At 43.4% G+C, this 25,875-nt stretch carries 22 protein-coding genes; 9 read left to right on the forward strand and 13 right to left on the reverse strand.

All coding sequences use genetic code 11. From position 1 onward, the window contains the following. Nucleotides 1-8 precede the first annotated feature (8 nt). Entirely contained in the window at nt 9-653 is a 645-nt protein-coding gene (locus H9L11_RS03165) for a response regulator transcription factor (RefSeq protein ID WP_005380169.1), read from the reverse strand. Nucleotides 654-1,221: 568 nt separating this feature from the next. Between H9L11_RS03165 and H9L11_RS03170 the strand changes: the two genes are divergently transcribed. From H9L11_RS03170 to H9L11_RS03185, 4 genes are read left to right on the forward strand one after another with little or no spacing between them, the layout of a single operon-like run. Beyond that, nucleotides 1,222-2,151 (forward strand): hypothetical protein, encoded by a 930-nt coding sequence (locus tag H9L11_RS03170; RefSeq protein ID WP_005391691.1) that lies wholly within the window; start codon nt 1,222-1,224, stop codon nt 2,149-2,151. A 20-nt stretch (nt 2,152-2,171) separates the two neighbouring features. Then, complete coding sequence (locus H9L11_RS03175; RefSeq protein ID WP_005380167.1) at nt 2,172-2,495, forward strand: hypothetical protein; 324 nt, start codon at nt 2,172-2,174, stop codon at nt 2,493-2,495. Between the two features lie 5 nt (nt 2,496-2,500). Then, the gene (locus H9L11_RS03180; protein ID WP_005380165.1) at nt 2,501-3,178 is read left to right on the forward strand and encodes a C39 family peptidase; all 678 of its coding nucleotides are present in this window, start codon (nt 2,501-2,503) and stop codon (nt 3,176-3,178) included. A 54-nt stretch (nt 3,179-3,232) separates the two neighbouring features. Further along, a complete protein-coding gene (locus H9L11_RS03185; RefSeq protein WP_064376472.1) occupies nt 3,233-3,799 on the forward strand; it encodes a hypothetical protein in 567 nt (188 codons plus the stop codon). 230 nt (nt 3,800-4,029) lie between these two features. On the opposite strand, the gene H9L11_RS03190 is transcribed toward H9L11_RS03185, so the two are convergent. Beyond that, nucleotides 4,030-5,025: a transporter gene (locus tag H9L11_RS03190; protein ID WP_005380160.1), complete on the reverse strand. Its 996-nt coding sequence runs from the start codon at nt 5,023-5,025 to the stop codon at nt 4,030-4,032. Nucleotides 5,026-5,501: 476 nt separating this feature from the next. Between H9L11_RS03190 and H9L11_RS03195 the strand changes: the two genes are divergently transcribed. Beyond that, a complete protein-coding gene (locus tag H9L11_RS03195) occupies nt 5,502-7,193 on the forward strand; it encodes an AMP-binding protein (protein WP_025768211.1) in 1,692 nt (563 codons plus the stop codon). 375 nt (nt 7,194-7,568) lie between these two features. Then, nucleotides 7,569-8,516 carry a LysR substrate-binding domain-containing protein gene (locus tag H9L11_RS03205; protein ID WP_017820432.1) on the forward strand — a complete coding sequence of 316 codons (948 nt, stop codon included), beginning with the start codon at nt 7,569-7,571 and terminating at the stop codon, nt 8,514-8,516. Nucleotides 8,517-8,634: 118 nt separating this feature from the next. Here the strand turns inward: H9L11_RS03205 and fusA are convergent, their stop codons facing one another. Both fusA and radA read right to left on the reverse strand, forming a co-directional pair. Then, nucleotides 8,635-10,725 (reverse strand): elongation factor G, encoded by a 2,091-nt coding sequence (gene fusA / locus H9L11_RS03210; RefSeq protein WP_005386444.1) that lies wholly within the window; start codon nt 10,723-10,725, stop codon nt 8,635-8,637. Between the two features lie 215 nt (nt 10,726-10,940). Continuing rightward, nucleotides 10,941-12,320, reverse strand: a complete 1,380-nt coding sequence (gene radA / locus H9L11_RS03215; RefSeq protein WP_005386443.1) for a DNA repair protein RadA — start codon at nt 12,318-12,320, stop codon at nt 10,941-10,943. A 136-nt stretch (nt 12,321-12,456) separates the two neighbouring features. Between radA and H9L11_RS03220 the strand changes: the two genes are divergently transcribed. After that, nucleotides 12,457-14,805: a PilZ domain-containing protein gene (locus H9L11_RS03220; protein WP_205390991.1), complete on the forward strand. Its 2,349-nt coding sequence runs from the start codon at nt 12,457-12,459 to the stop codon at nt 14,803-14,805. 63 nt (nt 14,806-14,868) lie between these two features. Here the strand turns inward: H9L11_RS03220 and serB are convergent, their stop codons facing one another. Next, nucleotides 14,869-15,849: a phosphoserine phosphatase gene (gene serB, locus H9L11_RS03225; protein WP_005380142.1), complete on the reverse strand. Its 981-nt coding sequence runs from the start codon at nt 15,847-15,849 to the stop codon at nt 14,869-14,871. A 91-nt stretch (nt 15,850-15,940) separates the two neighbouring features. Between serB and H9L11_RS03230 the strand changes: the two genes are divergently transcribed. Further along, entirely contained in the window at nt 15,941-16,546 is a 606-nt protein-coding gene (locus H9L11_RS03230) for a YtjB family periplasmic protein (protein ID WP_005391677.1), read from the forward strand. A gap of 95 nt (nt 16,547-16,641) precedes the next feature. Here H9L11_RS03230 and deoD read toward each other — a convergent pair whose 3' ends face one another. The 4 genes from deoD to deoC form a co-directional block, all read right to left on the reverse strand. Then, nucleotides 16,642-17,361 (reverse strand): purine-nucleoside phosphorylase, encoded by a 720-nt coding sequence (gene deoD / locus H9L11_RS03235; protein WP_005380140.1) that lies wholly within the window; start codon nt 17,359-17,361, stop codon nt 16,642-16,644. A gap of 143 nt (nt 17,362-17,504) precedes the next feature. Further along, entirely contained in the window at nt 17,505-18,725 is a 1,221-nt protein-coding gene (locus H9L11_RS03240) for a phosphopentomutase (RefSeq protein WP_205390992.1), read from the reverse strand. A 68-nt stretch (nt 18,726-18,793) separates the two neighbouring features. Next, complete coding sequence (deoA, locus tag H9L11_RS03245; RefSeq protein ID WP_064376470.1) at nt 18,794-20,122, reverse strand: thymidine phosphorylase; 1,329 nt, start codon at nt 20,120-20,122, stop codon at nt 18,794-18,796. A 97-nt stretch (nt 20,123-20,219) separates the two neighbouring features. Further along, on the reverse strand, nt 20,220-20,996 hold the full coding sequence (gene deoC / locus H9L11_RS03250; protein ID WP_005380133.1) for a deoxyribose-phosphate aldolase: 777 nt from the start codon (nt 20,994-20,996) through the stop codon (nt 20,220-20,222). Nucleotides 20,997-21,086: 90 nt separating this feature from the next. Here deoC and H9L11_RS23630 point away from each other — a divergent pair, with 90 nt between their 5' ends. Further along, the gene (locus H9L11_RS23630) at nt 21,087-21,221 is read left to right on the forward strand and encodes a hypothetical protein (RefSeq protein ID WP_005391675.1); all 135 of its coding nucleotides are present in this window, start codon (nt 21,087-21,089) and stop codon (nt 21,219-21,221) included. Between the two features lie 358 nt (nt 21,222-21,579). Here H9L11_RS23630 and H9L11_RS03255 read toward each other — a convergent pair whose 3' ends face one another. From H9L11_RS03255 to prfC, 4 genes are all read right to left on the reverse strand, one after another. Further along, nucleotides 21,580-22,863: a NupC/NupG family nucleoside CNT transporter gene (locus tag H9L11_RS03255; protein ID WP_005380131.1), complete on the reverse strand. Its 1,284-nt coding sequence runs from the start codon at nt 22,861-22,863 to the stop codon at nt 21,580-21,582. 204 nt (nt 22,864-23,067) lie between these two features. Then, nucleotides 23,068-23,841, reverse strand: coding sequence for a TatD family hydrolase (locus H9L11_RS03260; RefSeq protein WP_005380129.1), 774 nt, complete (start codon nt 23,839-23,841; stop codon nt 23,068-23,070). Then, nucleotides 23,828-24,025, reverse strand: a complete 198-nt coding sequence (locus H9L11_RS03265; protein WP_064376469.1) for a DUF5363 family protein — start codon at nt 24,023-24,025, stop codon at nt 23,828-23,830. Before H9L11_RS03265 ends, H9L11_RS03260 begins: the two co-directional genes overlap by 14 nt. A 94-nt stretch (nt 24,026-24,119) precedes the next feature. Continuing rightward, entirely contained in the window at nt 24,120-25,709 is a 1,590-nt protein-coding gene (gene prfC, locus H9L11_RS03270) for a peptide chain release factor 3 (protein ID WP_005380123.1), read from the reverse strand. Nucleotides 25,710-25,875: the final 166 nt, after the last annotated feature.

The following is a 25,875-nucleotide window of genomic DNA, read 5'->3' on the forward strand; positions in this document are numbered from 1 at the left end:
ATTGTGACTTAACTTCTCTCGGTTAAGCCATTGTTCATTCTTACCAACTTAACCGCATCATGACGAGAATGGACATCGAGTTTTTTGTACAACTTGTATATATGGCTTTTCACTGTACTTTCAGATAAAAAAAGTCTTGAAGCAATTTGTTGATTTGAAATGCCGTACACAAGTAGCTCTAGAATCTGTTTTTCTCTGCATGTTAACTCATCATGCTGCTGTTCTTCGGACAAATTTGCATGCCGATAATTGAGGACTAACTTCTCTAGGTACATTCTTGGTAGCCACAACCCACCTTTCAGTACGTATTCCGCGCCATCACATATATGTGTCACTGATGCACTTCGGAGCAAAATTCCTTTTAACAACTTCCAATGCAGTAAGTCCGTTTGTACTTTTTCACAAGGGACGTTGTGAAGCATAAAGGACCACCCAAATAGATCAAAATCTGGTAACTTTCCTTGTACTTCAAGCTGACGCATAAAATCGTAATCAATAAACATCAAATCGATACTGAGTGAGTGACTTCTGAACACCACTTCATCTGGTTGCATTATCTTTACATCGACATCATGAATGGAAGACAGCTGTTTTTTTATTAAGTTACTTTGTAAATTACTCTCAGCTAGCAGTATCAAGTGCTTCTTTTCCATAGTCCCACCACATTAACTTACCTGTTTCACCAACCCCCGTTAGAAAATTAATTGGGGATAGCAAAGAGAATTTATCTTCATTTTAAGTAGAAAATATAGCACTTCAGAATGATATCGCATTGCTTTTCAGCACCGAAAAAGACTTAAAAAGTATGAACATGTTATATTTTTATCCATACTTTTCAACCTGTGTTAGCATAAGGATATGATTTATAATATTAAATAATAAAGATAATAATTGGATAAAATACCATTTATAAAAAATGGATGACTGCTCCGCTCAGTGCAATAGAACGAATTACTTCTTTATATTGGCTTCATTTCATACTTGATGAGTACTTAAAGTAAATACAAAAAATAACATTATGATTATGTTATTTTTTTCTTTAACACCTTAAAGAGACGCACCTAAATACTCCCTTCCAGCCTGAATCATTCTCAATAATGAGAACAGCTTTCACTGATCCTTTCTTATAATTTCATCGCTTCCCACAACATTTGAAGGAAGCAGCAAGAAGTTAAGTGCAGTCATTTTTAATCAGGAATAACAGGAAATGGAGTAATCGTTATGACTCTAAACAAAACAGGGCTTGCTTTAGCAATGTCAGCAATTTTATTTAGTGGCTCTCTAATCGCGAATGAGATCGATGATGGAGACGACAACATGCAATGGACTGACAGCGCTAATACCGATATCGGTTTATCTGGCAGCTTCAATGATAACAGTGACAATAGCGCATCTCTCGGTGTTGGTGATAGCTTCAACGACAACAGCGATAATAGTGCGTCACTAGGTATTGGTCATAGCTTCAACGACAACAGCGACACTGACAACAGTGCAACTCTTGGTGTTGATGACAGCTTTAATAACAACAGCGACAACTCAAACTCGAGCACTAACACAGCTCAAAGCCACAACGACAATAGTACGTCTAACGCTAACGACAACAGTACCAGTGCTGATCTTGATGTGAGCCTAAATAGTGATAGTAGTGACTCAAGTACTAACACAAATAGAAGCCACAACGACAACAGCGACTCTAGTACTACTGTAAGACGTAGCAACAACGACAACAGTGACTCTAGTATCAACAGTAGCTTTAACGATAACAGCGATAATCGTAATCAAAGCGACAACCGTAACCAGAGTGATAACCGTAGCTACGCTGATTCAAGCACAACAAACTCGAACAGCTTTAACGACAATAGTAACTATCAAAGTGACTCGAGCTCAACAAATGTTGATAGCTTCAATCAAGTCCATATGGATACAGATATGGTTGTTGCGAGCTCAAGCCTAATGGGTGGTGTTACAGGTGCATCAGTTATTTATGCAACTAACGCGGATGATACTCGAGTTCGAGTTGAAAACATGAACACCCTTGGTGGTCTTGGTGGTGCAGCTGGTATTACTACCGTTGGTCAAAATGCTGGTTCAAATTCACTTGTACAACAATCTGTTACAACTAATGCAAGTGTGTTTACTGGGGGTGAGTAACCGACTAGTAGGAGAAAGCGATGCGTTTGGCAATCTGTACTTTGAGTATGATAGTTGCCTGCACTGCACTCGCTGATGACATTGCATTATCTGGCGGAGAAGTTAGCTTGGATATCATGAATGAATCAAGAGGTGGACAAAATGTTGAACTCGACTTGGTTTATGCAGAATCAGATATCAATGGTATTTCGTCAGATAATGTCGCGTCAAACACCGTGAGTGGTAACAATATACTATCAAGTGGAGCGTTCGCAGACAGTTCGGGTATATCCAACGTAATTCAGAACAGCGGAAACAACGTTTTAATCCAGAACTCTACCGTCGTTAACCTGACACTCAAGTAAACAATATGAAAGTATTAAATAACTTAATTTGGCTGATGCTCGTTTATTCAGCATCAGCCATTTCATTAGAACTGCTACCTTACCGAGCACATTACTCTGTTCCTGTTAAAAGCTACAAAGAAATAGTGTTCGGTGATGTTTTTCGCCAACAGTATGACTTCAGCTGTGGCTCTGCCGCCCTGGCTTCTCTTCTCACTTTTCATTATGCAACAGAGTCATCTGAACAAGATATCTTCAAAAGCATGTTTGAAAAAGGTGATAAAGAAAAAATCAAAGAGAAAGGTTTTTCTTTGTTGGATATGAAGTTTTACTTGGATTCCATAGGGTTACGTTCTGACGGCTTTCAAGTAGGATTGGAGAAAATTAAAGAAGTCGGCGTCCCTGGGATTACTCTCGTTAATTTCGATGGGTATATGCATTTTGTTGTCATCAGAGGTATAAACAATCACTCAGTTATTCTAGGAGACCCTTCTAGAGGAACCATGATAATGAAACTGGATGAGTTTGAAAAATATTACCAAGGAATTGTGTTACTGGTCCGTAACGAAGCGGAAATGGGAAGGTCTAGCTTTATAACCAATGATAATTTCACCGTATATCAAAGATCACCATTAAAAACAGGAGTGTCTAGAGATTCCTTAGGGGTATTTAGCATTACTCTCCCAGTTTCCGGTGAAAATTAATATACCATTGTTTTAAATAACTTTAAGAACTAAACAACCTGAAAGGCCTGCATTATGAACTACAATAAATTTTTGTTAGTGCTTTGTATGCTAATACCTCATTTTAATGTGAATGCTAAAGATGTTGGCCTGCAAGAACTTACTCCTCTTTCAAATTCATCTTTAGAAGAATATCGAGGTGGTTTCCAAATTACGGACGAGTATATTATTAATATTGGATTAAGCATTACTACGACTATAAATGGCGATGATATTTTGAACACAAACATTGCCAACTTAGTAATTGAAAATGGTAATTTAAAAAACATTAGCGCAAATAGTGAAAATCAAAGTGGAGATGTTTTCAACCAGGGTATTGTTAACATCATACAATTTGGTGAAGGCAATATTATTGGAGATGATTCTATAGATTCACCCAAAATGCCTTCGTCTCAAAATCCTAATATAATAAGTTCAGACTTTATAAATTCAAGTATTATCAATATTATTCAAAACACGAAAGATAACAGTATTATTGGACTTAGCACGCTCGTAGACATTGATGCTCAAGTAAATGGGGTAATACGGGAAATCAAAGCAAACCAACAATTAGAAGACGCCTTATTGAACCACCTTCAATGAGCATTTCCATTTTTATCTGAAAAATTGTCACGTTAAGCTTCTTTGATATTAGAAACGACTGATATCTATGATTACATACCAAAAGAAAGTTCGATATATCAATCGGCCACCATCATTTAAAGAATATATACCTACTTTATCCAATATAATCCAATCAATTTATAATGCGAACACTAGGCGCTAACGATAAATTAGGCCCAAGACTCAAGGGCCTAGGCCTAATATCCATTTTACAAATTAAAAGGTACTCGTACTGTTAATTGAAAGTCGGGAGTATCTTCTGTAAGACCAGCTTGAGCACTAACATTGATAGATGAGCGTTCACTAAAGGCATAGTTTATACCAAAAGTTAATGCATCTAATTGAAGCAACTTAGCATCATCTGCCGATCTGCCATTTACTTTGCTTTTTAAAATAGTTTTATGGCTAAGTCCTAAAGAGAATGAAAGATCGGGATTCACCGCAAACCCCATTCCCCCTGAAAGAGAAATAGTGTCTCCAAGTTCAACATCAGCTTTTGTGTCGCCAACTGTAACAGTATCCTCTAAGTTATAAATATAACTTAGACTAGCGAACAAGACCGCAGGATCAACAGGGTGAATAAGAGATAAATTAGGCTCAAAACTCCAAAAACCCGAACCTGTAGGGACATCACTAAATGAGTTGCTTCCATCTTCAATAGAAACATCATAAGGCGATCGTCCTGTATCCGACTTTACTCTAAGGCCACCTACCCAGTATGGCGCAGACTCAAAGTTAAACTGGTGCCTCAATGCGAACTCTACATCACCAAGCCCTCCGCCATCCACCGTTGTGTTTACTACTTCACTGTTTGAACCATCTTGAATGGGGCGCGTAGAAACTTGGTCATTACGATACACATACGGCACTCTAACTTCTAACTCTGTGGCGTTTGTTAAACCGTACCGAGCAGTTAATCCAACGGTTACTGTAGTCCTATCCGAATCACTCACTTCAATTCGCCCAACAATCAGAGTTGGTAAGACTGTATACCCAACAACAGATACTTTGTTTGAAGAGTTTTGTGTATAGCTTAAAGACGAATCAAATGACCATTTACCTTTAGGTGTGAGAACGCCTGGGCGCTCAATAACATCACCAACCGTTTGGGCGCGCTGAGGAATATCATCTCCTTCAGCACCATATGCATTCCCCGCAATGAATAAACTACAAAGATAGGTACCCAGTAAAGTCTTCCGTAACATCACATCTTTCCTTTTGCTGATGATCGTACCCAAGTAATCTCAGGCAATAGCTTGAGGTGAAGCTCCTAACTTTCCAAAGTAAGATTAGTATAGCTACTTCAAAACCACGACATACCTTTAAGTTTGGCGCTTTGAAGAAATTAGGAGACATTTATACTTATCTTCAACACTAAGCCACTAGTTAATAAATAATTAGGATAGATTCTATGTTTTCGCAATATTATTAATAAAATAAATTGCTTACCTGTGCTCTTAGTATGAAGTCGGTATGACATAACAGCTGAAAAGCCTGTTCTCTTTTGCGTAGCATCAATCACATTGCTTTTTAGATCGAGTCGCTCCGACTTCAACCATAACTAACGCTATCTTCCCCACATATTTCATCAAAATGCATTCCCGTGTCGCGATTTAACATGCTAAAGTTAACAATGCGTTAACAATTATAAATACAATGAGAAGACATGGAGTCACTTAAAATGAATCAGCCGAATCTAAATAGCGCTGCTGGTTGCGCTCTCCCACCACCAAATGAAATGATCCTCAAATGGGCTCAAGAGCGTCCAAATGAGGTCTACCTAAAACAAATTATTAACCGACAATTTGTTGAGTACACATTCTCTGATGTTGCAGATCAAGCCTTAAAACTTGTCAGCGCACTACGCTCACTTGGTGTAAAGCCTGGCGACAAAGTCGCATTAGTATCTAAAAACTGTGCAGAATGGTTTATTTGCGATCTTGCTATGATGCTTGGTGACTATGTCAGTGTGCCAATCTTTCCTACCGCCGGTGCAGACACCATCGAATACTGTGTGACTCATAGTGAAAGTAAAGCGATCATTGGCGGAAAACTCGATGATCCCAAAGCAACTCAGCAAGTCATTGATGCTATGCCTGAACTCATTAGCATCGCTCTACCTTATGACACGGCACCAAAGTGTAAGCACGAATACCAAGCGCTCATTGCTGATGCAGTGCCAAGTAAAGAGCGTCCGCAGCATTACGATGACAAGCTAATGTCGTTGGTGTATACCTCAGGCACATCAGGGTTACCGAAAGGCGCGATGCTAACTTACGGCGCATTCAGTTGGTCTGTTCAGCAACTGATCAATCATATTGGTATCCAAGAAAACGACCGATTGTTCTCTTATTTACCGCTCGCTCATATTACAGAGCGTGTTTATATCTTCGGTTCATCGATTATGGGTGGCGTGCCAACAGCATTTCCAGAGTCACTGGACACTTTTATCGAAGATGTGAAGATGCACCGACCAACTCTGTTTATCTCCGTCCCACGATTATGGACGCTATTCCAGCAACGTATTCAAGACAAACTTCCACAGAAGAAGCTCAATATTCTGTTGAAAATCCCATTCGTCAATTCTTTGATCAAGAAAAAGCTAGCAGATGGTCTAGGTTTAGATCAGGCTCGAGTATTAGGCTGTGGCTCTGCACCTGTCTCGCCAGCGCTGTTGGAATGGTACCACTCAGTGGGCCTTGATATCACAGAGGCTTGGGGGATGACGGAATCATTTGCCTACAGCACGCTCAACTACCCATTTAGAGCTGACAAAATCGGTAGTGTCGGTAATGCAGGACCAGGCATTGAGTTAAAAATCGCAGCTGATGATGAAATCATGGTGCGTGGCAAAGGGCTATTTTCTGGCTACTACAAAAATGACATTGCCACCCAAGAGTCTTTTGATTCAGAGGGCTGGCTACACACAGGCGATATCGGCGCTATCGACTCAGATGGTTATCTAACGATTCAAGGCCGTAAAAAAGATAACTTCAAAACCGCCAAAGGTAAATTTGTCTCTCCGGTTCCTATCGAGAAAAAGCTTTTCGAGTACAGTCGCGTAGAGATGATGTGTCTCATCGGTTTAGGGCTACCCGCTCCGATTCTTTTGGTTGTGCCACATGACTTCCCTAACTTTGATCGAGAGCGATACGCACGTACCACACGTAAAGTTATTGCCAGGATGAATCAAGAACTCGCCTCTCATGAGCAAATCAAAGGTGTGTTAATGATTAAAGAACCTTGGAGTATAGAAAATGGCGTACTGACGCCAACGCTTAAAATTAAACGTCATGTGCTCGAACAAAAGTATCATGAGATAGGCCACAATTGGCCAAAAGATGAATTGGTCGTGTGGGAAGAAGACTTGTAATTTTGCTTGCACTCCTCAACACCATTGGGGAGTGCAACTTAACTTTGAGCTTGAATCAAACTCATAAACTACTCTCTCCAGAATGGCTTACTCACTTCACAACTAATCTCCCTTTCACCTAACCCAATATCGTCCCAAAGGTGCTTTGGTAACTCTCTCAAGTGACGACGTGTCTTATAGTTCCTTCTCCAAGCCGCCAGTTTAGAATAAATTAACTGTAACCCGCTCTGATGGGCAGTAGGTATAGTACGCTCACAAGTGTGTGTCATGTTTTCCATTTCAAAGATCCCTATACAATGTTGACCACTTAATAATCAGCGACTACGCTGATATCCTCAAACGATAGAATCTGCCATAGAGTTAAGGAAAACTAATGTGAAAGATCGAATGCCTCCCTTACAGGGCTTGTATTACTTTTTCGTTGCAGCAAAGGAAGGAAGCTTTAAAACGGCAGCAAAAGAACTCTTTGTTACGCCAGCGGCCATTAGTCAGCAAATTCGTCATTTAGAAGAGTTCTTAGGCACGGACCTATTTGTTCGTCAGCACAGAAAAATCGTGCTCACACCTGAGGGAGAGCTACTGTTTAGTCAGGCAGAAAGAGGGTTTGCTCATTTGCAGCAAGGGGTTAGATTAGTCAATCAAGATCCAAACCCGAACCACCTTTCGATATCAACACTCCCCTCTTTCGCTCATCATTGGTTAGTCCCGAAAATTACGGCTTTTCGTCAGCGTCACCCTGATATCGCCTTGCTATTAGAACCAACCAATGATTTGGTGTCTTTTCAAGATAGCCAGATAGATTTATGTGTTCGTTACGGTTTAGGAAAGTACCCCAATTTAGAATCACAATGGCTAATGGACGAAGCTTTTTATCCAGCTTGTCATCCGGTGTACCAGAAAGAGCACGGGATCTATAACATCGAGGATTTAAGCAAAGCTGAGCTGATTGAAGATGTTTGGCCTGATCTTGATTGGAATATGTGGTTAGCAACCTTGGGTCACTGCGCAGCAAAGCCTACCTTAAAATACAGTGGATCACATCTCGTGCTTGAGGCTGCACTATCACTTCAAGGCGTGGCATTAGTAAAACACAGTTTAGCTCATCAATATTTTCGTTCTGGCAAATTGGTCCGAATTGGAGATATCGCTATCAAGCCCAACTTTGCGTATTACTTGTGTGCGCCAAAAGGCTACTTAAAAAGACCTAAAGCTCAATTGTTTGCGCAATGGTTGAAGGAAGAAATAGAAATATTTGAAAAGTCAGTGGTACCAGACTTTAAGACCATTGACCTAAAAGGCAACAGCACTAGAACGGCATCATAACAATCGTCAAAACAAACGCTAAATAGGAATAAAACAAAAACGCTCTGCGTATAAGACTGCTAGATACAAAAAGCCCCGCACTAAGCGGGGCTTTCAAGTTATAGAGTTAACTTAAGAATTACTTCTTAGCGTTACGCTCTTTAACGTCAGCAATTACTTGCTCTGCAACGTTTGTTGGACATGGTGCGTAGTGTGAGAACTCCATAGAGAACTGACCACGACCAGAAGTCATAGTACGTAGAGTACCGATGTAACCAAACATTTCTGATAGAGGTACATCACCCTTGATACGTACGCCAGTAGACGCTGCTTGTTGGTCTTTGATCATACCACGACGACGGTTAAGGTCACCGATTACGTCACCAACGTGATCTTCTGGAGTGAACACGTCAACTTTCATGATTGGCTCAAGAAGTTGCGCGCCAGCTTTAGGCATAGACTGACGGAATGCACCTTTCGCTGCGATTTCGTAAGCGATAGCTGAAGAGTCAACTGCGTGGAAACCACCGTCGAATAGTTCAACTTCAACGTCTAGAGTAGGGAAGCCAGCTAGAACACCGTGCTCCATCATTGACGCAAAGCCTTTCTCAACTGCAGGCCAGAATTCTTTAGGTACGTTACCACCAACAACTGTTGATTTGAACGTGAAGCCAGAGTTTGGCTCACCTGGTTTGATGCGGTAATCGATCTTACCGAACTGACCAGAACCACCAGACTGTTTCTTGTGCGTGTAACTATCTTCGATTGCTTGAGTGATAGTTTCACGGTAAGCAACCTGTGGAGCACCAACTTCTAGCTCAACGCCGTAAGTACGCTTAAGGATATCTACCTTGATGTCTAGGTGAAGTTCACCCATACCTTTCAGGATAGTTTCGCCTGAATCTTCATCAGTCTCAACTTGGAATGATGGATCTTCTGCAACCATTTTACCGATCGCAATACCCATCTTCTCAGAACCGCCTTTATCTTTAGGCTTAACTGCGATAGAGATTACTGGATCTGGGAAGATCATTGGCTCAAGAGTACATTCGTGCTTAGGATCACATAGAGTGTGACCAGTTTGAACGTTCTTCATACCAACTACAGCGATGATGTCACCAGCTTGTGCTGAATCGATCTCGTTACGCTCGTCCGCGTGCATCTCAACCATACGGCCGATACGCTCTGTTTTACCAGTTGCAGAGTTAAGGATTGTATCACCTTTCTTCATCTTACCAGAGTAGATGCGGATAAAGGTTAGAGCACCGAAGCGGTCATCCATAATCTTAAATGCAAGAGCACGTAGTGGCTCGTCTGCAGATACAGTCGCAACTTCACCAGTTGGCTCACCAGTCTCTGAATCAGTTAGAGGCTGTGGATCAACTTCTGTTGGAGATGGTAGGTAATCAATTACCGCGTCAAGAATAAGTTGGATACCTTTGTTCTTGTACGCTGAACCACAGTAAGTTGGGAAGAATGCTAGATCACGAGTACCTTTACGGATACAACGTTTGATGTCTTCTAGAGATGGCTCTTCGCCTTCTTCTAGGTAAGCCATCATTAGATCTTCGTCTTGCTCTAGAGCAGTTTCGATTAGCATTTCACGGTATTCAGCAGCTTTCTCTACCATGTCTGCTGGAATATCTTGAACTTCGTAGTTCTCTGGTTGGCCAGACTCATCCCATACGTAAGCTTGTTGGCTTAGTACGTCTACAACACCTACGAAATCTTCTTCGATACCGATAGGTAGAGTCATAACTAGAGGTGTAGCACCTAGTACGTTCTGTACTTGATCTACAACTTTGTAGAAATCTGCGCCCATACGGTCTAGTTTGTTAACGAAGATCAGACGTGATACGTGTGATTCGTCAGCGTAACGCCAGTTAGTTTCTGACTGAGGCTCAACACCACCAGAACCACAGAATACACCGATACCACCGTCAAGTACTTTTAGAGAACGGTAAACTTCGATAGTGAAGTCAACGTGTCCAGGAGTATCGATGATGTTTAGACGGTGATCGTTCCAGAAACAAGTTGTTGCTGCAGACTGGATTGTGATACCACGCTCAGCTTCCTGCTCCATGAAGTCAGTAGTAGTTGAACCGTCGTGAGTGTCACCGATCTTATGGATCTTACCAGTTAGCTTTAGGATACGCTCTGTAGAGGTAGTTTTACCCGCGTCTACGTGAGCAAAAATACCAATGTTTCTGTATTTTGATAAATCAGTCATTGTCTTACTCTGTTAATAAGGTATAAAGTGCGCGCAGAGTATATCACATTCTGTCAATACTGATACCCTTGCGTGCGGATGGAAGAAAAAAAATTTTAACGTGAAATTTCCGTCCCCAAAGCATAGTCAAACACAGCAATTTATGTACTTTATTCGCATTTTATTGAGGACGGATAGAACAGTTTGTGATTGCACAAATACCATTCTTATGAGCATTACAGCTCGTCAAAAGCCTCTATAGCTTCCGACAATTTCTTAACGCCGTGAATTTGCATGCCAGGGATGCCACCTTTCGGCATGTTGGCTGCTGGCACGATGGCTTTCTTGAAACCATGTTTGAACGCTTCATTCAAACGCTCTTGCCCACTTGGCACAGGACGGATTTCGCCCGCAAGCCCTACCTCACCAAAAATCACCACATCTTTAGGGAGTGGACGGTCACGAAAACTCGATAAAAGCGCCATAACTAAAGCAAGATCAGCGCTCGTCTCCGTCACCTTAACACCGCCAACCACATTAACAAAGACATCTTGGTCTGCCATTTGTAAGCCACCATGCTTATGCAATACAGCGAGCAAAAGTGATAGGCGGTTCTGCTCCAAGCCGACCGCAACACGACGAGGGTTGGCTAACTGCGAGTAATCCACCAGCGCTTGAATCTCTACTAGTAGAGGGCGCGTGCCTTCCCAAACAACCATGACGGAAGAGCCTGATGTTTCTTCTTCACCACGAGAAAGGAAGATCGCTGATGGGTTACTCACTTCTTTCAATCCTTGGCCTGTCATTGCAAAGACACCAAGCTCATTCACAGCGCCAAAACGGTTTTTATGACTACGCAAAGTGCGGAATCGGCTATCCGTTCCACCATCGAGTAGTACCGAACAGTCGATAATGTGTTCAAGAACTTTGGGGCCCGCAAGGGTACCATCTTTTGTTACGTGACCAACAATAAATACCGCAACATTATTCTGTTTTGCGTATCGTGTCAGAGCCGTCGCAGATTCACGTACCTGAGCAACACTGCCAGGCGACGATTGAACATCAGAAACGTGCATCACCTGAATCGAGTCTATTACCATTATACGAGGCTGCTCTTTTTCGGCGATTTGGCAAATTTTGTCGACGTTCGTTTCCGATAGCATTTTTAAATGATCTTTCGGCAAGCCCAATCGGGAAGCACGCATTGCCACCTGCTGTAACGACTCTTCACCGGTTACGTAAAGCGTTGGCATTTGCGCAGATAAACTACACATGGTTTGCAACAGAAGTGTTGATTTACCTGCACCAGGGTTACCACCAATCAAAATTGCGGCACCTGGCACAACCCCACCACCCAACACACGGTCAAGCTCTTTAAACCCACTGGTGAAGCGAGGTACTTCTTGCAGATCAATTTCGGATAGCGTTTGAACCGTAGCTTCTGTTGCGGAACCAGCGTAGCCGCTTAAGCGTTCATTGCGAGCAACGGTTGGCGATGCAGCGATACGTACTTCTGTTATCGTATTCCATGCACCACATGCGTTACACTGCCCCTGCCAACGGGGAAAGTCCGCGCCACAATCATTACAAACATACGCTCGTTTTGCTTTCGCCATGATGCCTCAATTTTTTCTACAAATGTGACTAAGCACAGCCAAGTCAGACCTGAACTGAAATGAACTATTGATATACTTAAGTATTACTTCGCTTAGCCGATACAATTTAAAGTAACGACATACTCTAACAGAAATAATGCAGCAATCTGAAATTCTCTCGCTCGCAGAACGACTCATTCCCGTTTACGGTACGAATGACTTTGACTTTGTCCTTGGCCAACTGACCGAGGAAGAGCCGCCTTCGGCCAAAATTTTGGTTAAAATGGAACTTAACCGCTTAATGGCTCCATGCAAAAAAAGCATTGATTTGCGAGGTCGCGTTCAAGGCGAATGTCGCGAGTATATTTTGGATGGCATTCCACATTGGTTGGATGATGTTGCTTTCAACGCTTACCATAAAAACATCAAAAAGTTTGGCTGCTACACGGAAGGAATGTGGGAAGCATTGGTCAACACGCGAAATAACTTTCGCGTAATGAGCAAGCGCCTTACTCAGCAAAAAACGCAATCGTTAACGGATCCTAAAAGCCCGTTCTTAGCAGAACCCGTTCACCTAGGCTACGATTTAAAGCGCCAAGAAAAACGCTTGAAAGTCCAATCTCAAGTTGAAATTTGCCATTCTAAAGGACAGCTTCTTCATGGATTAAGCATTGATTTATCTAGCTCTGGCGCAAAGTTCAAAGTCCCTAGCGCATTTAAATATAACCTTGGGGAAATTATTCAGGTCACGTTTACTGAATTTGCCAGCAAATCTAACGTTGCAGGTATAGAGAAACCGCTTGCATACCGCATACTCGCGGTTGATGACTGTTACGAAAATGATTCAGTTCGATACCTCAGAACCATACGCTTAACTGACACCAATGTCGTCACCCGAGTGATAGATGAAGCGCTCAACAGTGCTGCTAAAAGGGCTCGTCACGACAATCAAGACAAGATTATTCGAGCTCGAACTCGCGGTTATGAGCACATCGCACTAAAGCACACCAGCAGCTTGCCTCTATTCTTTGATGGTAGTGACCTAAAATTAGCAATGTTAACGCCAAACAATCAAAAGCTTTGGCAATACTGGCACGATGAGAGAAACCAGCAAATGTTTGGTTCCTTATTCAACGAGCAACGCATCGCGTCACTCATTAAGCCTGGTGTTAAAGGAACAACCAATGTCCTTTATTCATTTACTCACGAGCACGAGAATCGAACCTATTTCTATTCGATGTTTCGCCCAGAAGCAACTCGCGAACAGCGCCAGCTATTTTGGCATTTAGGTGGCAAACGAGAGAGTTGGCGCGCCTTTAGAATTTCAATCTTTGAACTATCAGAGCAAGAGCAGGAAGACCTAGCAACTTTCTCTCCAGAGTTGGCAGAAACGTCTCAATCACTGACTCATATTGGTATTTTGCAAGAAATTGCTGACGAAAAATCAGGGCAAGATTACCTGCTAACTGAAAAGCCGCGCTTACCCGCTAATACGTTAAACGCGTTTCGTCATCCGAGAAGAGTTATCGGCAATCCAAAGGGCATTTATTTTGATGCAAAGTCTCGTCGTAAAGAGCCTCGTTATCGTTTTAAAACACCTTTAGAGTTGTACTCAGGACAAACTAAAACAGGCGGCTGTACTGTTGACCTTTCCAAAAGAGGACTCGGAATTAGGCTAAGTGAGCCCACGATGTTACGTTCTGGGCAAGAGGTAAGAATCAACTTTCGAGAATTACAACTCTACGATAAAAAATTGCCGTTAATGTCGGTGCCATACCGAGTAATTCGTGTAAGCCCAGATGGTTGTAGCGTGCAGCTAGTTATTGATGAAAGCAGCCAAACCATGAAGGTAATCGCTTTTTTCAATAGCATTATCGAGCACAATCAAGACAAGCTAATCCCGCAAAAAGAGACGCTACCAAGTAATGCTCTACTTGAAAGGCTGCACTGCATGTTGCTCTCGCGTACGCTGAGCACGCCCATTTTTATCAGTAAGAGCACGTCATCTTCAATCAAAACCCCCGTTATCGGGGTGAACTTGCCGCTACCTAAACACATTGAGCTTTTTGCCCGTCTTGGGCATGACCAACTGTTGTCACTTGAACCTATCTTTAAAGGCCGGACAAGCACATTAATCGCAGAGCCAATAAAACGTGTAGAAGGTGCTCAAGCCAGACATCAGGATATCTACATAAGCGCCGCAAAAGTAGGCAATAAAATTACAGGCATTGAGTCAAAGCTTCATCAAGAGTTCAACAGCGTAAAAGAGCGGATTCAATTTATAAAGAAAGCGCGAATGATGGGTGACTTTTACGTGATTCGCCTTTCTACTGCGCCAATTTTCGATCCGATGACATCATTACTGCAACAAGATTTAAGTGACTTAACCCAATTTGGCGTACATCAAGCGAGCAAGTTAGAAAAAGAGTTAACAGCGCTCGTTGGTTACAGTGAATTTGAAGACATTACTGAAGAGGTTGTAATTAGATTGGAGTTAACCGAGTAAATTCAAAGTCATACCAAATTGAAAAAAAACACCGCCTTTCTGGCGGTGTTTTTGAATGGATGGTTAAGGTTTAGCTTTCCAGCTGACCTTTTGCTGCTTCACCAATGCGCCAGATAAAATACAGAGCACACCGCCCAACCCTGCAAAGCGAATCGCTGATTGCGCTTGAGCTTCCACTTTTGGTTTTGCGTGATACGCAATCCCTAATCCTGCCACCGACATCATCACAAGATCATTAGCGCCATCACCGACAGCAACCGTGTTGTGCTGCTCAATTTCATATTCATCCGCCAGTTCCACTAGAATGTCAGACTTCATCTGCGCCGTTACCACATCGCCAAGTACTTTACCCGTGAGTTTGCCGTCAATAATTTCTAATTGATTGGAGCGAGCAAAGTCTAAGTCGACTTTATCTTTGATGTAATCAGAGAAGTAAGTAAAACCACCGGAGGCAATCGCTGTTTTCCAGCCCAAGGCTTTCAACGTCGCAATTAGCGCTTCAAAGTCCGGCATGAATGGTAACTGGGAACGAACTTGTTCAAGAATTGATTCATCGGCACCTTTGAGCTTACCAACTCGCTGACGTAAACTTTGCTCAAAATCCAGCTCACCTTGCATGGCACGTTCAGTGACTTCAGCGACCTCATCCCCTACTCCTGCCAGTTTCGCGATTTCATCAATACACTCTATCTGGATCGCCGTTGAATCCATATCAAATACAATCAACCCTTGGGTTGATAGATCGGGCACTTCATTAAGCGAGGCGTAATCTAGGTTGAGACTTTGTAAGATCGTTTCATGTTGAGGAGTCAACTCTCCGGCCATCAGGGCTACTTCATATTGGCCAACTTTCCACGTTTCTAGTATTGGGTTGTAAAAGCCGGTGAAGAAATCAATGTCTTCGAAGTGACTTGGCGAAAGGTACTCAGCAAATACGATCCAGTTTGCTTTTGCTTTATCTAATTGGGAGGCAAATCGAGTCTCGGGTAATCGTTTTAAAAGTGTCGTATGTTTTCTGATAGGCAAGCTTTTTGACGCGTCCATGTATATAATCCCTTATGACTTTGCTAAAACGTTACCTCAACAAACTAAAAAGGCAAGTCTTTGTTTTATTTTAAATGGATGAGTAAAGAGCATGAGTGAATCTTTGTTCTCAGTAAGGAATGCCCTAAGAATTCTGGCACTAATCCTACTGTGTGTGATGTTGTTTATCACAATAAAAAACAGTGTTGTGATCAGTAAGGGTAATGAGAAAATTCAAGCACAACAGCTTGAAACGCTCACCAAAGTTTTGATTTCACAGGCGTCTCTTTCTGCCAGTGAGATGATTTTAACTAAAGATCAAGAACGATTACTTCAGCTAACAAACCAGCTAGCACAAGACCGTTTAGTGTTTGATGCAACAATCTACGATGCACAGGGTGTACGTTTAGCGTCTAGTGAAGAGGCATTATCGGTACGCGAAGTTCTTGGCCTGGATACGCCTTTGGCAACAGCTTCCATTGGTCGCCAGCAGTTGGTTGAACCAGTTTTTGCAGATGGTGCGCTTATCGGTTTTGTTCGCGTGACCTTTGAGACGGGCCGGGTGACGGCTATTTCTGACCACCACTATCGCAAGAGCGATCGTTATATGTACATGATGGTCTTAATGAGCTTTGTCTGTGGTATGTTGTTCATCTTGATTTTACGTCGACAACCGATACGTCGTAAAAAAGCGCCAAACCTGCTGCTAACCAAGTAACTAGGTAGCGCTAACAACTCATATAAAAACAGCCCGCAATGTGCGGGCTGTTTTTTTAGCTCTTGAGAGCGAAAAATAGAATGACTCTTCGTCGCTTACTCTTCGTCACCAAGCAATACTGAATCTAGTGCGATTAGCATCATGTCGTTGAATGTCGTTTGACGCTCGTCAGATGTAGTCTGTTCGCCAGTCTTGATATGATCAGAAACCGTACAGATTGTCAGAGCTTTTGCACCGTATTCTGCCGCAACACCGTAAATACCAGCCGCTTCCATTTCAACACCAACAATGCCGTACTTGTCCATTACATCGAACATTTCTGGATCTGGCGTGTAGAAAAGCTCTGCTGAGAATAGGTTACCAACTTTAACGTCAATACCGCGAGCTTTTGCAGCGTCTTCTGCCGCACGAACCATGTTGTAGTCTGCGATTGCCGCGAAGTCATGACCTTTAAAGCGGATACGGTTCACTTTAGAGTCAGTACATGCACCCATGCCGATCACAACATCTCGCACTTTGATGTCTTCATTCACTGCGCCACAGCTGCCAACACGGATGATTTTCTTCACGCCGAAGTCTTTGATTAGTTCAGTCGCGTAAATCGAGCATGATGGGATACCCATACCGTGGCCCATTACCGAGATCTTACGGCCTTTGTATGTGCCTGTGTAACCAAACATATTACGAACGTCACACACTTGAACGACATCTTCAAGGAAAGTCTCTGCGATGTATTTTGCACGTAGTGGATCGCCAGGCATCAGTACGACGTCTGCAAATGCACCCATTTCAGCATTGATATGTGGAGTTGCCATTTTCTTTTCCTTAACCTTTCTCTAGCGCTCCGCGCTTAAGGCGATATAAGCCAGAGTATTCTCATTTCCGACAAGCAGCATTTACATACTGCAAACATAAAACTAGGAGCTATCAAGCTCCTAGTTTTCAAAAACCTAACTAATTATAGGAAGTTCTTACCGTAATCCATTGGAGAAGTACCGAAGTAACTTGCCAATGTTTGACCGATATCTGCGAATGTTTCGCGGCGGCCAAGAGAACCAGCTGGTACTTTTTGACCATAAACCAATACTGGGATGTGCTCACGAGTATGGTCAGTACCTGGCCATGTTGGGTCACAGCCGTGGTCTGCCGTTAGGATAAGCACATCGTCTTCTTCCATAATCTCTAGCACTTCGTTGATACGATCATCGAAGTACTCAAGTGCCGCTGCGTAACCCGCTACGTCACGACGGTGACCGTAAGCTGAGTCGAAGTCTACAAAGTTAGTGAATACGATCGTGTTGTCGCCCGCTTCTTTGATTTGCTCTAGCGTTGCTTCGAACAATGCAGGGATACCTGTCGCTTTCACTTTCTTAGTGATGCCGCAGTTTGCGTAGATATCAGCAATCTTACCAATAGAAACCACGTTGCCTTGCTTCTCTTCAACAAGTTTCTGTAGAACCGTTGCTGATGGTGGCTCAACAGAAAGATCACGACGATTACCTGTACGCTCAAATTGACCTTTACCAGCACCAACAAATGGACGCGCGATAACACGACCAATGTTGTAATCTTCTAGCTCTTCACGTGCGATTTGGCAAAGCTCTAGTAGACGGTCTAGACCGAAAGTCTCTTCGTGACATGCGATTTGGAATACAGAGTCCGCAGAGGTGTAGAAGATTGGTTTGCCAGTCTTCATGTGCTCTTCACCAAGATCGTCAAGAACTTGAGTACCAGATGCGTGGCAGTTACCTAGGAAACCGTCAAGACCTGCACGCTCAAGAATGCGGTCAGTCAGTTCTTTCGGGAAGCTGTTTGCTTTGTCAGTGAAGTAACCCCAGTCAAACAGAACAGGAACACCTGCGATTTCCCAGTGACCAGACGGCGTGTCTTTACCTGAAGAAAGCTCTGCTGCATGACCGTATGCACCAATGATTTCAGCGTCTGCGTCTAGTCCAGGTGCGAAGCGACCTGTCGATTCTTTATGCGCCATTGCCAAACCAAGTTTCGATAGATTTGGAAGGCGAAGTGCACCTTGGCGATTGTCGTTATCTGCTAAGCCTTTTTCACATTGGTCAGCGATGTGACCTAGTGTGTCTGAACCTACATCACCAAATTCTTTAGCGTCGGCAGTTGCACCGATACCGAATGAGTCTAGTACTAAAATAAATGCTCTTTTCATTGCTCGTTCCTTAGGCCCACTCGGCTTTTTATTATGGTTGAGTAGGCCTTGTGTAATTGCTTGTTCTATTAGATATCTTCTGCACGAATTTGGCGGTAAACCTCTGGAGTTGGTGTGTATTCACCACCTACTTTGATTGCACTGCGCAGTGCTTTTGCCGCTTCTTCCCATTGCTCTTCAGTGCGAGCGTGGATGACCGCAAGAGGTTTATCACTGTCTGCGACCTCACCTAGGCGGATGAACTCGTCGAAACCAACTGCGTAGTCGATTTCATCAGTAGCAACACGACGACCACCACCCATAGCAACCACAGCCATGCCGATAGCACGTGTATCCATTGCAGAGACAATGCCCGTTTCTGTTGCGTAAACTGGCTTGATGATTTCTGCTTTTTCTAAGTAGTTGTTGTAGTTTTCTACGAAGTCCGCAGGGCCGCCTAAGCCAGCAACCATCTTGCCGAAGCACTCAGCCGCTTTGCCGTTATCCAGCACTTCCATCAGTTTTGCGCGTGCGTCTTCTGTGTTCTCAGCAAGCTTGCCAAGTACTAACATTTCAGCACATGAAGCCATGGTCACTTCAAGTAGACGAGGGTTACGGTATTCACCTGTTAAGAAACGAACCGCTTCACGAACTTCTACTGCGTTACCCGCTGAAGACGCCAATACTTGGTTCATGTCCGTAAGAATTGCCGTAGTCTTAGTGCCAGCACCGTTTGCTACCGCAACGATTGATTTTGCTAGCTCTTCAGACGCTTCGTAAGTTGGCATAAATGCACCTGAACCCACTTTTACGTCCATCACTAGCGATTCCAGACCCGCCGCCAGTTTCTTAGAAAGGATCGACGCCGTAATCAGGGAGATATTGTCTACCGTTGCGGTAATATCACGAGTAGCGTAAACACGCTTATCCGCAGGAGCAAGGTCACCAGTTTGACCGATAATCGCCACACCAGCGTCTTTGGTTACTTGACCAAAAACATCGTTGCTCGGCGTAATGTTGTAACCAGGGATAGATTCAAGTTTATCCAGCGTACCGCCTGTATGACCAAGACCGCGGCCAGAGATCATAGGTACGAAACCGCCACACGCTGCCACCATTGGGCCAAGCATTAAAGAAGTTACGTCACCCACACCACCGGTTGAGTGTTTGTCGACAATTGGACCACCGAAGTTCATGTGGCTCCAGTCGATAACCATGCCCGAATCACGCATTGCACACGTTAAGGCGATGCGCTCATCCATGGTCATTTCATTAAAGAAAATCGTCATAGCAAACGCCGCAATCTGACCTTCAGATACCGTGTTGTTCGCTACGCCTTGAATAAAGAAGTTGATTTCGTCTGCGGTAAGTACTTCACCGTCACGTTTTTTACGAATGATTTCTTGTGGTAAATACATTAGTGCCTCCCAAGCTCTTTTGAGCCATGGTTGTAGTAGGATAGAAGAGGTTTGGTAGCACCCGTTTAGGTGCTACCGTTCAGACGTATTATTGGAATTAGTACGCTGTTGGATCAGCGACGTCGTCCGATACTTCTAATGTATTTAGTAGGTTGGTTAGCAGGCTAGACGCACCAAAACGGTAGTGACGAGCATCAACCCAGTTGTCACCTAGGATTTCGTCAGCCATTGCTAGGTATGCTGCTGCGTCTTCAGCAGTGCGCACACCACCTGCTGGTTTGAAACCAACAGTTTCTGCAACACCCATGTCGCGAATAACTTCAAGCATCATGCGAGCGTATTCTGGTGTTGCGTTTACTGGCACTTTACCAGTTGAAGTTTTAATGAAGTCAGCACCTGCTTCAATACAGATTTGAGATGCTTTCTTGATTAGTGCTTCTTCTTTTAGTTCACCTGTTTCGATGATCACTTTAAGAAGAATGTCACCACAAGCTTCTTTACATTGCTTAACTAGTTCGAAGCCTACTTTCTCATCACCCGCCATTAGCGCGCGGTAAGGAAAAACTACGTCAACTTCGTCTGCACCGTAAGCAACCGCCGCTTTTGTTTCAGCAACTGCGATTTCAATGTCGTCGTTACCATGTGGGAAGTTCGTTACTGTTGCAATACGAACCTCTGGCGTACCTTGCTCACGAAGTGTCTTCTTAGCAATAGGAATAAAGCGAGGGTAAATACAAATTGCAGCTGTGTTGCCTACTGCTGTTTTCGCGTCATGACATAGTGAGATCACTTTTGCATCAGTGTCATCGTCATTCAACGTAGTTAGGTCCATAAGTTTAAGTGCACGTAGCGCTGCTGCTTTTAAATCGCTCATTTCTATCTCCGATCAATATTCAAAAAATTCACTACTCAGCCTTACATCACGTCTTTAACTATAATCAACAAGTCGAGACAATGTGAGTAAATGGCTAAACAGTCTATTAATGAACGGACTTGGTTCCCTGAAGACTCGGCATATACAGCGAAAATTTATCATATGCCAATTGCTATCCTTGTCACCGCACAGTACCAGTTTGGCCTATGGCACAACAATCTATGATTGCGGTGTCTTTAATATCACATCACAAAGCAAAACGCCTATTAGATCTGATATTGCAGGGCAATTCATTTGCCCATCGATTATGTAATATTCATTACGTGATTAAGAATCAAGCTTAACCACTATCCTGTGATTAATACATTATAGAGTTTCACCGCAAAACTGTAGCACCAAATAGAGCGCAAACGGTTTGTATCTCAAAATTTCCTAGCCCCTATTCCATTGACTGCGTAATACCTCGACTAAGGCAAACACCCGATGAAATTTTGGAGCCCGAAAAACGAAAAATGCCCCGCAGCAATCTCTTGCTACAGGGCATGATGTAAAACGGCGTCTATATATTAAGAACCGATTCTAATTATAGTGCTGCAAGGCTTAAGCAGAAGCCTGCAATTGTCGCTGCCATAAGGTTAGACAACGTACCTGCAAGAACTGCTTTAACACCCATGCGAGCGATGTCACTACGACGGTTTGGTGCAAGGCTACCTAGACCACCAAGTAGAATCGCGATAGAAGAAAGGTTCGCGAAACCACATAGTGCGAATGAGATGATAGCTGTTGTCTTCTCAGACATTACTTCACCAGTTGCCGCGATTACTTGAGCGTTTTCACCTAGATATGGTGTGAAGTTCAAGTAAGCAACGAATTCGTTCACTACGATTTTCTGACCGATGAATGAACCAGCTGTTACAGCTTCTGCCCATGGAACACCGATTAGGAATGCTAGTGGAGAGAACGCGTAACCTAGGATTAGCTCTAGTGTTAGTTCTGGCATGCCGAACCAACCACCGATGCCACCTAGCATACCGTTGATTAGCGCGATTAGACCAACGAATGCGATTAGCATTGCACCTACGTTAAGCGCAAGTTGTAGACCAGAAGCCGCACCGCCCGCAGCTGCGTCGATTACGTTAACTGGTTTGTCGTCACCGCCGTCCATCGCTTCTTCGATACTTTCGTGAGGCTGGTCAGTCTCTGGGTGAAGGATTTTAGCGAACAGTAGACCACCTGGTGCTGCCATGAATGATGCCGCAACTAGGTACTCTAGTGGAACACCCATAGATGCGTAACCTGCTAGTACACCACCAGCAACAGAAGCTAGACCACCACACATTACCGCGAATAGCTCTGATTGAGTCATTTTTGGAACGAATGGGCGAACAACTAGAGGTGCCTCAGTTTGACCTACGAAAATGTTAGCTGCAGCTGACATTGATTCCGCACGAGAAGTGCCTAGCGCTTTTTGTAGTGCGCCACCAAGAATCTTGATAACCCATTGCATAACGCCAATGTAGTAAAGAACTGAAATCAGTGCAGAGAAGAAGATCAGTGTAGGAAGAACACGGAATGCGAAGATGAAACCGCCGCCGCCGAATACTTCGAACATCTTGTCAGAAACAAGACCACCGAACAGGAATGATGAACCATCGTTACCGTAGTTGATAACGTTAGAAACACCTGAAGAGAAACCGTTTAGTAGATCACGGCCCCAAGGTACATACAGAACAAATGCACCTAATGCGAATTGGATAGCGAATGCGCCACCCACAGTTCTAAAGTTGATAGCTTTTCGGTTGTTAGAAAATGCCACTGCAATCGCAAGAAGCACTACCATACCGATTAGGCTCATAAACAGGCTCATAGTTTATGACTTCCTTATAAGTTATTTATTGGCGTGTTACAAAATGGAGCTATAAAGCGGGGGCAATTATACTCATGCAGAATCAATTAAAGTAATGCCAGCCTCACACTTTCCTATAAGATTCATGATTGATTCAACCAGCTTTGTGAGTTAATTCACAATAAGCAGGAAAACGTTTTCGATTTCAAACCACATCTTTAGATTTTATTCACATATCGAGAAAGCAAAATTGCTATTTTTCCACAGTTGAGAGGCAATCGATTGCTTTCGGCCGTTATGCAACTCTACGAGCTCATTAAAGACGTGAATGAGTTTGGCTGGGTGATTTGACTCCCCTTGATATCCAAGTATAGGCATATCTGGTGCGTCTGTTTCGATTACTAGGTTTTCGAGTGGTAATTTTTGAATTGCGTCGCGTGTTTTCTTGGCTCTTGGGTAGGTAATCGTTCCTCCTACACCGATAAAAAAACCTAATTTGACCCACTCCATGGCTTGCTGATAACTCCCAGAAAAAGCGTGTAGCACACCACCTCTAGGGAGATTCGCCGCTTTCACCATTTGAATGAGGCGATTGTGCGCTTTTCGGCTATGTAAAATAACTGGGAGTTCGAAGCGTCTAGCCAGCTCAAATTGAACTTCAAGTATCTTTTCTTGCAACTGTGGATCAACATCAATGGCAAAATCTAAACCACACTCTCCTATTGCCACGCACTGCTGCCCTTTTTGATTTAGATAGCCTTCTAGCTCTGTAAGGTGCTGCTCAACGTTATCTTCAAGAAAATACGGATGAAAGCCGAGAGCATAATACAAATTGGCATGTTGCTCTGCCAAAGTTTGAATACGAGCCCAATTTTGCGGACCGACGGAAGGAATCAAAATTCTTGCGACGCCTTGCGTTTGAGCAAGCTCAAGTTGATGCGCAAAGTCATCTTGAAACACATCAAAATCAAAGTGGCAGTGCGTATCAAAGAGCTTCATCTTGACGCTTTTTATCTGTATCTGCGGGCAGAAAATCAGAGGATGGTTGGGCTTCACTCTTCTCTTTAGTTTGATGGGCAGGGTCTTTTCGATATGGGACGCAACTGCGTTTCTGGTCGGGGGTTAACCCCATTTCTTTACACCAATTGTCGTAACGCTTTAGCCCACGTTTAAACCAGTTCATATCTTATCCTTATATAAAAACGCCCTTGGCTAAGTTTATAGCCAAGGGCGTTTTAAAATCTAGTTTGCGTTAAGGCTTACCCTAACCGCACAAATTAGTGCTCGCGCGTCGCACGGAAATCAACGTCAGGGAAACGCTCTTTCGCTAAGTTTAAGTTAACCATTGTTGGAGCGATATACGTTAGGTTATCACCCCCATCCAATGCTAAGTTCGCTTGATTCTTGCGTTGGAACTCATCCAGTTTCTTCGCATCACCACACTCAACCCAACGCGCAGTTGCAACGTTAATGCCTTCATAAATCGCTTCAACGTTATACTCAGACTTCAAACGAGCCACAACAACATCAAACTGAAGTACACCAACGGCACCAACGATCAGATCGTTGTTCTGTAGAGGACGGAATACCTGTACCGCACCTTCTTCTGATAGCTGAACCAAACCTTTGAGAAGCTGCTTCTGCTTTAGTGGATCTTTCAGGCGAATACGACGGAATAGTTCCGGAGCGAAGTTCGGAATACCAGAGAACTTCAGTGATTCACCTTGCGTAAAGGTATCACCAATCTGAATAGTGCCGTGGTTGTGTAGACCAATGATGTCTCCGGCGTAAGCGTGTTCTGCACGTGCACGGTCACCAGCCATAAAGGTTACTGCATCAGAGATACTCACTTGCTTGCCAAGACGAACGTGGTTCATCTTCATACCTTGCGTGTAAGTGCCAGATACAATACGCATGAATGCGATACGGTCGCGGTGTTTTGGGTCCATGTTCGCTTGGATCTTAAATACGAAACCAGAGAACTTCTCTTCAGTCGCTTCAACTTCACGTTCAACCGCTTGACGAGTTTTCGGCGCTGGAGCCCATTCAGTTAGACCGTCTAGCATATGATCCACACCAAAGTTACCTAATGCAGTACCGAAGTAAACTGGCGTAAGATCACCTGTTAGGAACATTTCCAAATCAAACTCAGGGCAAGCACCCATAACAAGCTCAAGCTCTTCTCGAACACTTTCCGCAAGGCCTGCACCAACTTTTTCATCAAGCTCTGGGTTATCGAGACCTTTGATGATTCGAACTTCTTGAATCTCATGACCGTGACCTGATTCGTATAAAATCGTTTCATCACGGTGAATGTGGTACACACCTTTAAATTCTTTACCACAGCCGATTGGCCATGTAATTGGCGCACACATCATGCCCAACTCGTTTTCTACCTCGTCCAATACTTCCATTGGATCACGAACGTCACGGTCAAGTTTGTTCATGAAGGTTACGATTGGCGTGTCACGCAGACGCGTTACTTCCATCAGCTTACGTGTACGATCCTCGACACCTTTCGCCGCATCGATAACCATCAAACACGAGTCTACTGCCGTTAACGTACGGTATGTATCTTCCGAGAAGTCTTCGTGTCCAGGCGTATCAAGTAGGTTTACCAGACAGTCATTGTAAGGGAACTGCATTACAGAAGTGGTTACCGAGATACCACGTTCTTTTTCCATTTCCATCCAGTCTGATTTTGCGTGCTGTGCGTTACCACGACCTTTAACCGTACCTGCTTTTTGGATCGCGTTTCCGAATAAAAGGACTTTTTCAGTAATGGTGGTTTTACCCGCATCCGGGTGAGAAATAATAGCGAACGTTCTGCGCTTAGACACTTCGCCTAAAAAAAGGGGATTTGACATTAGTTAATCTTCTAAATTACTTTCATGCTCACAAAATAGGCAAGCATATCTACTATTCGATATTGTGCGGTATTCTCGCTTATTATCGCTGTGCTAGCAAACTGGAAAGACATGAACTGAATTTACTCGGCTCACCAGCCTTTACCTGCAACTAACAAGGGAAAGC

Origin of the sequence: Vibrio sp. sp1, from assembly GCF_016920955.1 — a bacterium.
Lineage (GTDB): Bacteria > Pseudomonadota > Gammaproteobacteria > Enterobacterales > Vibrionaceae > Vibrio > Vibrio alginolyticus.

Bases quoted from the DNA above. Each gene is read 5' to 3' on its own strand.
- deoC (WP_005380133.1), bottom strand. From the start codon at position 20,996: ATGAGCGATTTAAAAGCAGCAGCGCTACGTGCACTTAAACTTATGGAC.
- prfC (WP_005380123.1), bottom strand. From the start codon at position 25,709: ATGTCAAATCCCCTTTTTTTAGGCGAAGTGTCTAAGCGCAGAACGTTC.
- H9L11_RS03190 (WP_005380160.1), bottom strand. From the start codon at position 5,025: ATGTTACGGAAGACTTTACTGGGTACCTATCTTTGTAGTTTATTCATT.
- H9L11_RS23630 (WP_005391675.1), top strand. From the start codon at position 21,087: ATGGCTAAACAGTCTATTAATGAACGGACTTGGTTCCCTGAAGACTCG.
- fusA (WP_005386444.1), bottom strand. From the start codon at position 10,725: ATGACTGATTTATCAAAATACAGAAACATTGGTATTTTTGCTCACGTA.
- H9L11_RS03165 (WP_005380169.1), bottom strand. From the start codon at position 653: ATGGAAAAGAAGCACTTGATACTGCTAGCTGAGAGTAATTTACAAAGT.
- H9L11_RS03185 (WP_064376472.1), top strand. From the start codon at position 3,233: ATGAACTACAATAAATTTTTGTTAGTGCTTTGTATGCTAATACCTCAT.
- deoA (WP_064376470.1), bottom strand. From the start codon at position 20,122: ATGTATTTACCACAAGAAATCATTCGTAAAAAACGTGACGGTGAAGTA.
- H9L11_RS03230 (WP_005391677.1), top strand. From the start codon at position 15,941: ATGAGTGAATCTTTGTTCTCAGTAAGGAATGCCCTAAGAATTCTGGCA.
- H9L11_RS03195 (WP_025768211.1), top strand. From the start codon at position 5,502: ATGAATCAGCCGAATCTAAATAGCGCTGCTGGTTGCGCTCTCCCACCA.
- H9L11_RS03180 (WP_005380165.1), top strand. From the start codon at position 2,501: ATGAAAGTATTAAATAACTTAATTTGGCTGATGCTCGTTTATTCAGCA.
- H9L11_RS03265 (WP_064376469.1), bottom strand. From the start codon at position 24,025: ATGAACTGGTTTAAACGTGGGCTAAAGCGTTACGACAATTGGTGTAAA.
- deoD (WP_005380140.1), bottom strand. From the start codon at position 17,361: ATGGCAACTCCACATATCAATGCTGAAATGGGTGCATTTGCAGACGTC.
- radA (WP_005386443.1), bottom strand. From the start codon at position 12,320: ATGGCGAAAGCAAAACGAGCGTATGTTTGTAATGATTGTGGCGCGGAC.
- H9L11_RS03170 (WP_005391691.1), top strand. From the start codon at position 1,222: ATGACTCTAAACAAAACAGGGCTTGCTTTAGCAATGTCAGCAATTTTA.
- H9L11_RS03220 (WP_205390991.1), top strand. From the start codon at position 12,457: ATGCAGCAATCTGAAATTCTCTCGCTCGCAGAACGACTCATTCCCGTT.
- H9L11_RS03260 (WP_005380129.1), bottom strand. From the start codon at position 23,841: ATGAAGCTCTTTGATACGCACTGCCACTTTGATTTTGATGTGTTTCAA.
- H9L11_RS03255 (WP_005380131.1), bottom strand. From the start codon at position 22,863: ATGAGCCTGTTTATGAGCCTAATCGGTATGGTAGTGCTTCTTGCGATT.
- serB (WP_005380142.1), bottom strand. From the start codon at position 15,849: ATGGACGCGTCAAAAAGCTTGCCTATCAGAAAACATACGACACTTTTA.
- H9L11_RS03175 (WP_005380167.1), top strand. From the start codon at position 2,172: ATGCGTTTGGCAATCTGTACTTTGAGTATGATAGTTGCCTGCACTGCA.
- H9L11_RS03240 (WP_205390992.1), bottom strand. From the start codon at position 18,725: ATGAAAAGAGCATTTATTTTAGTACTAGACTCATTCGGTATCGGTGCA.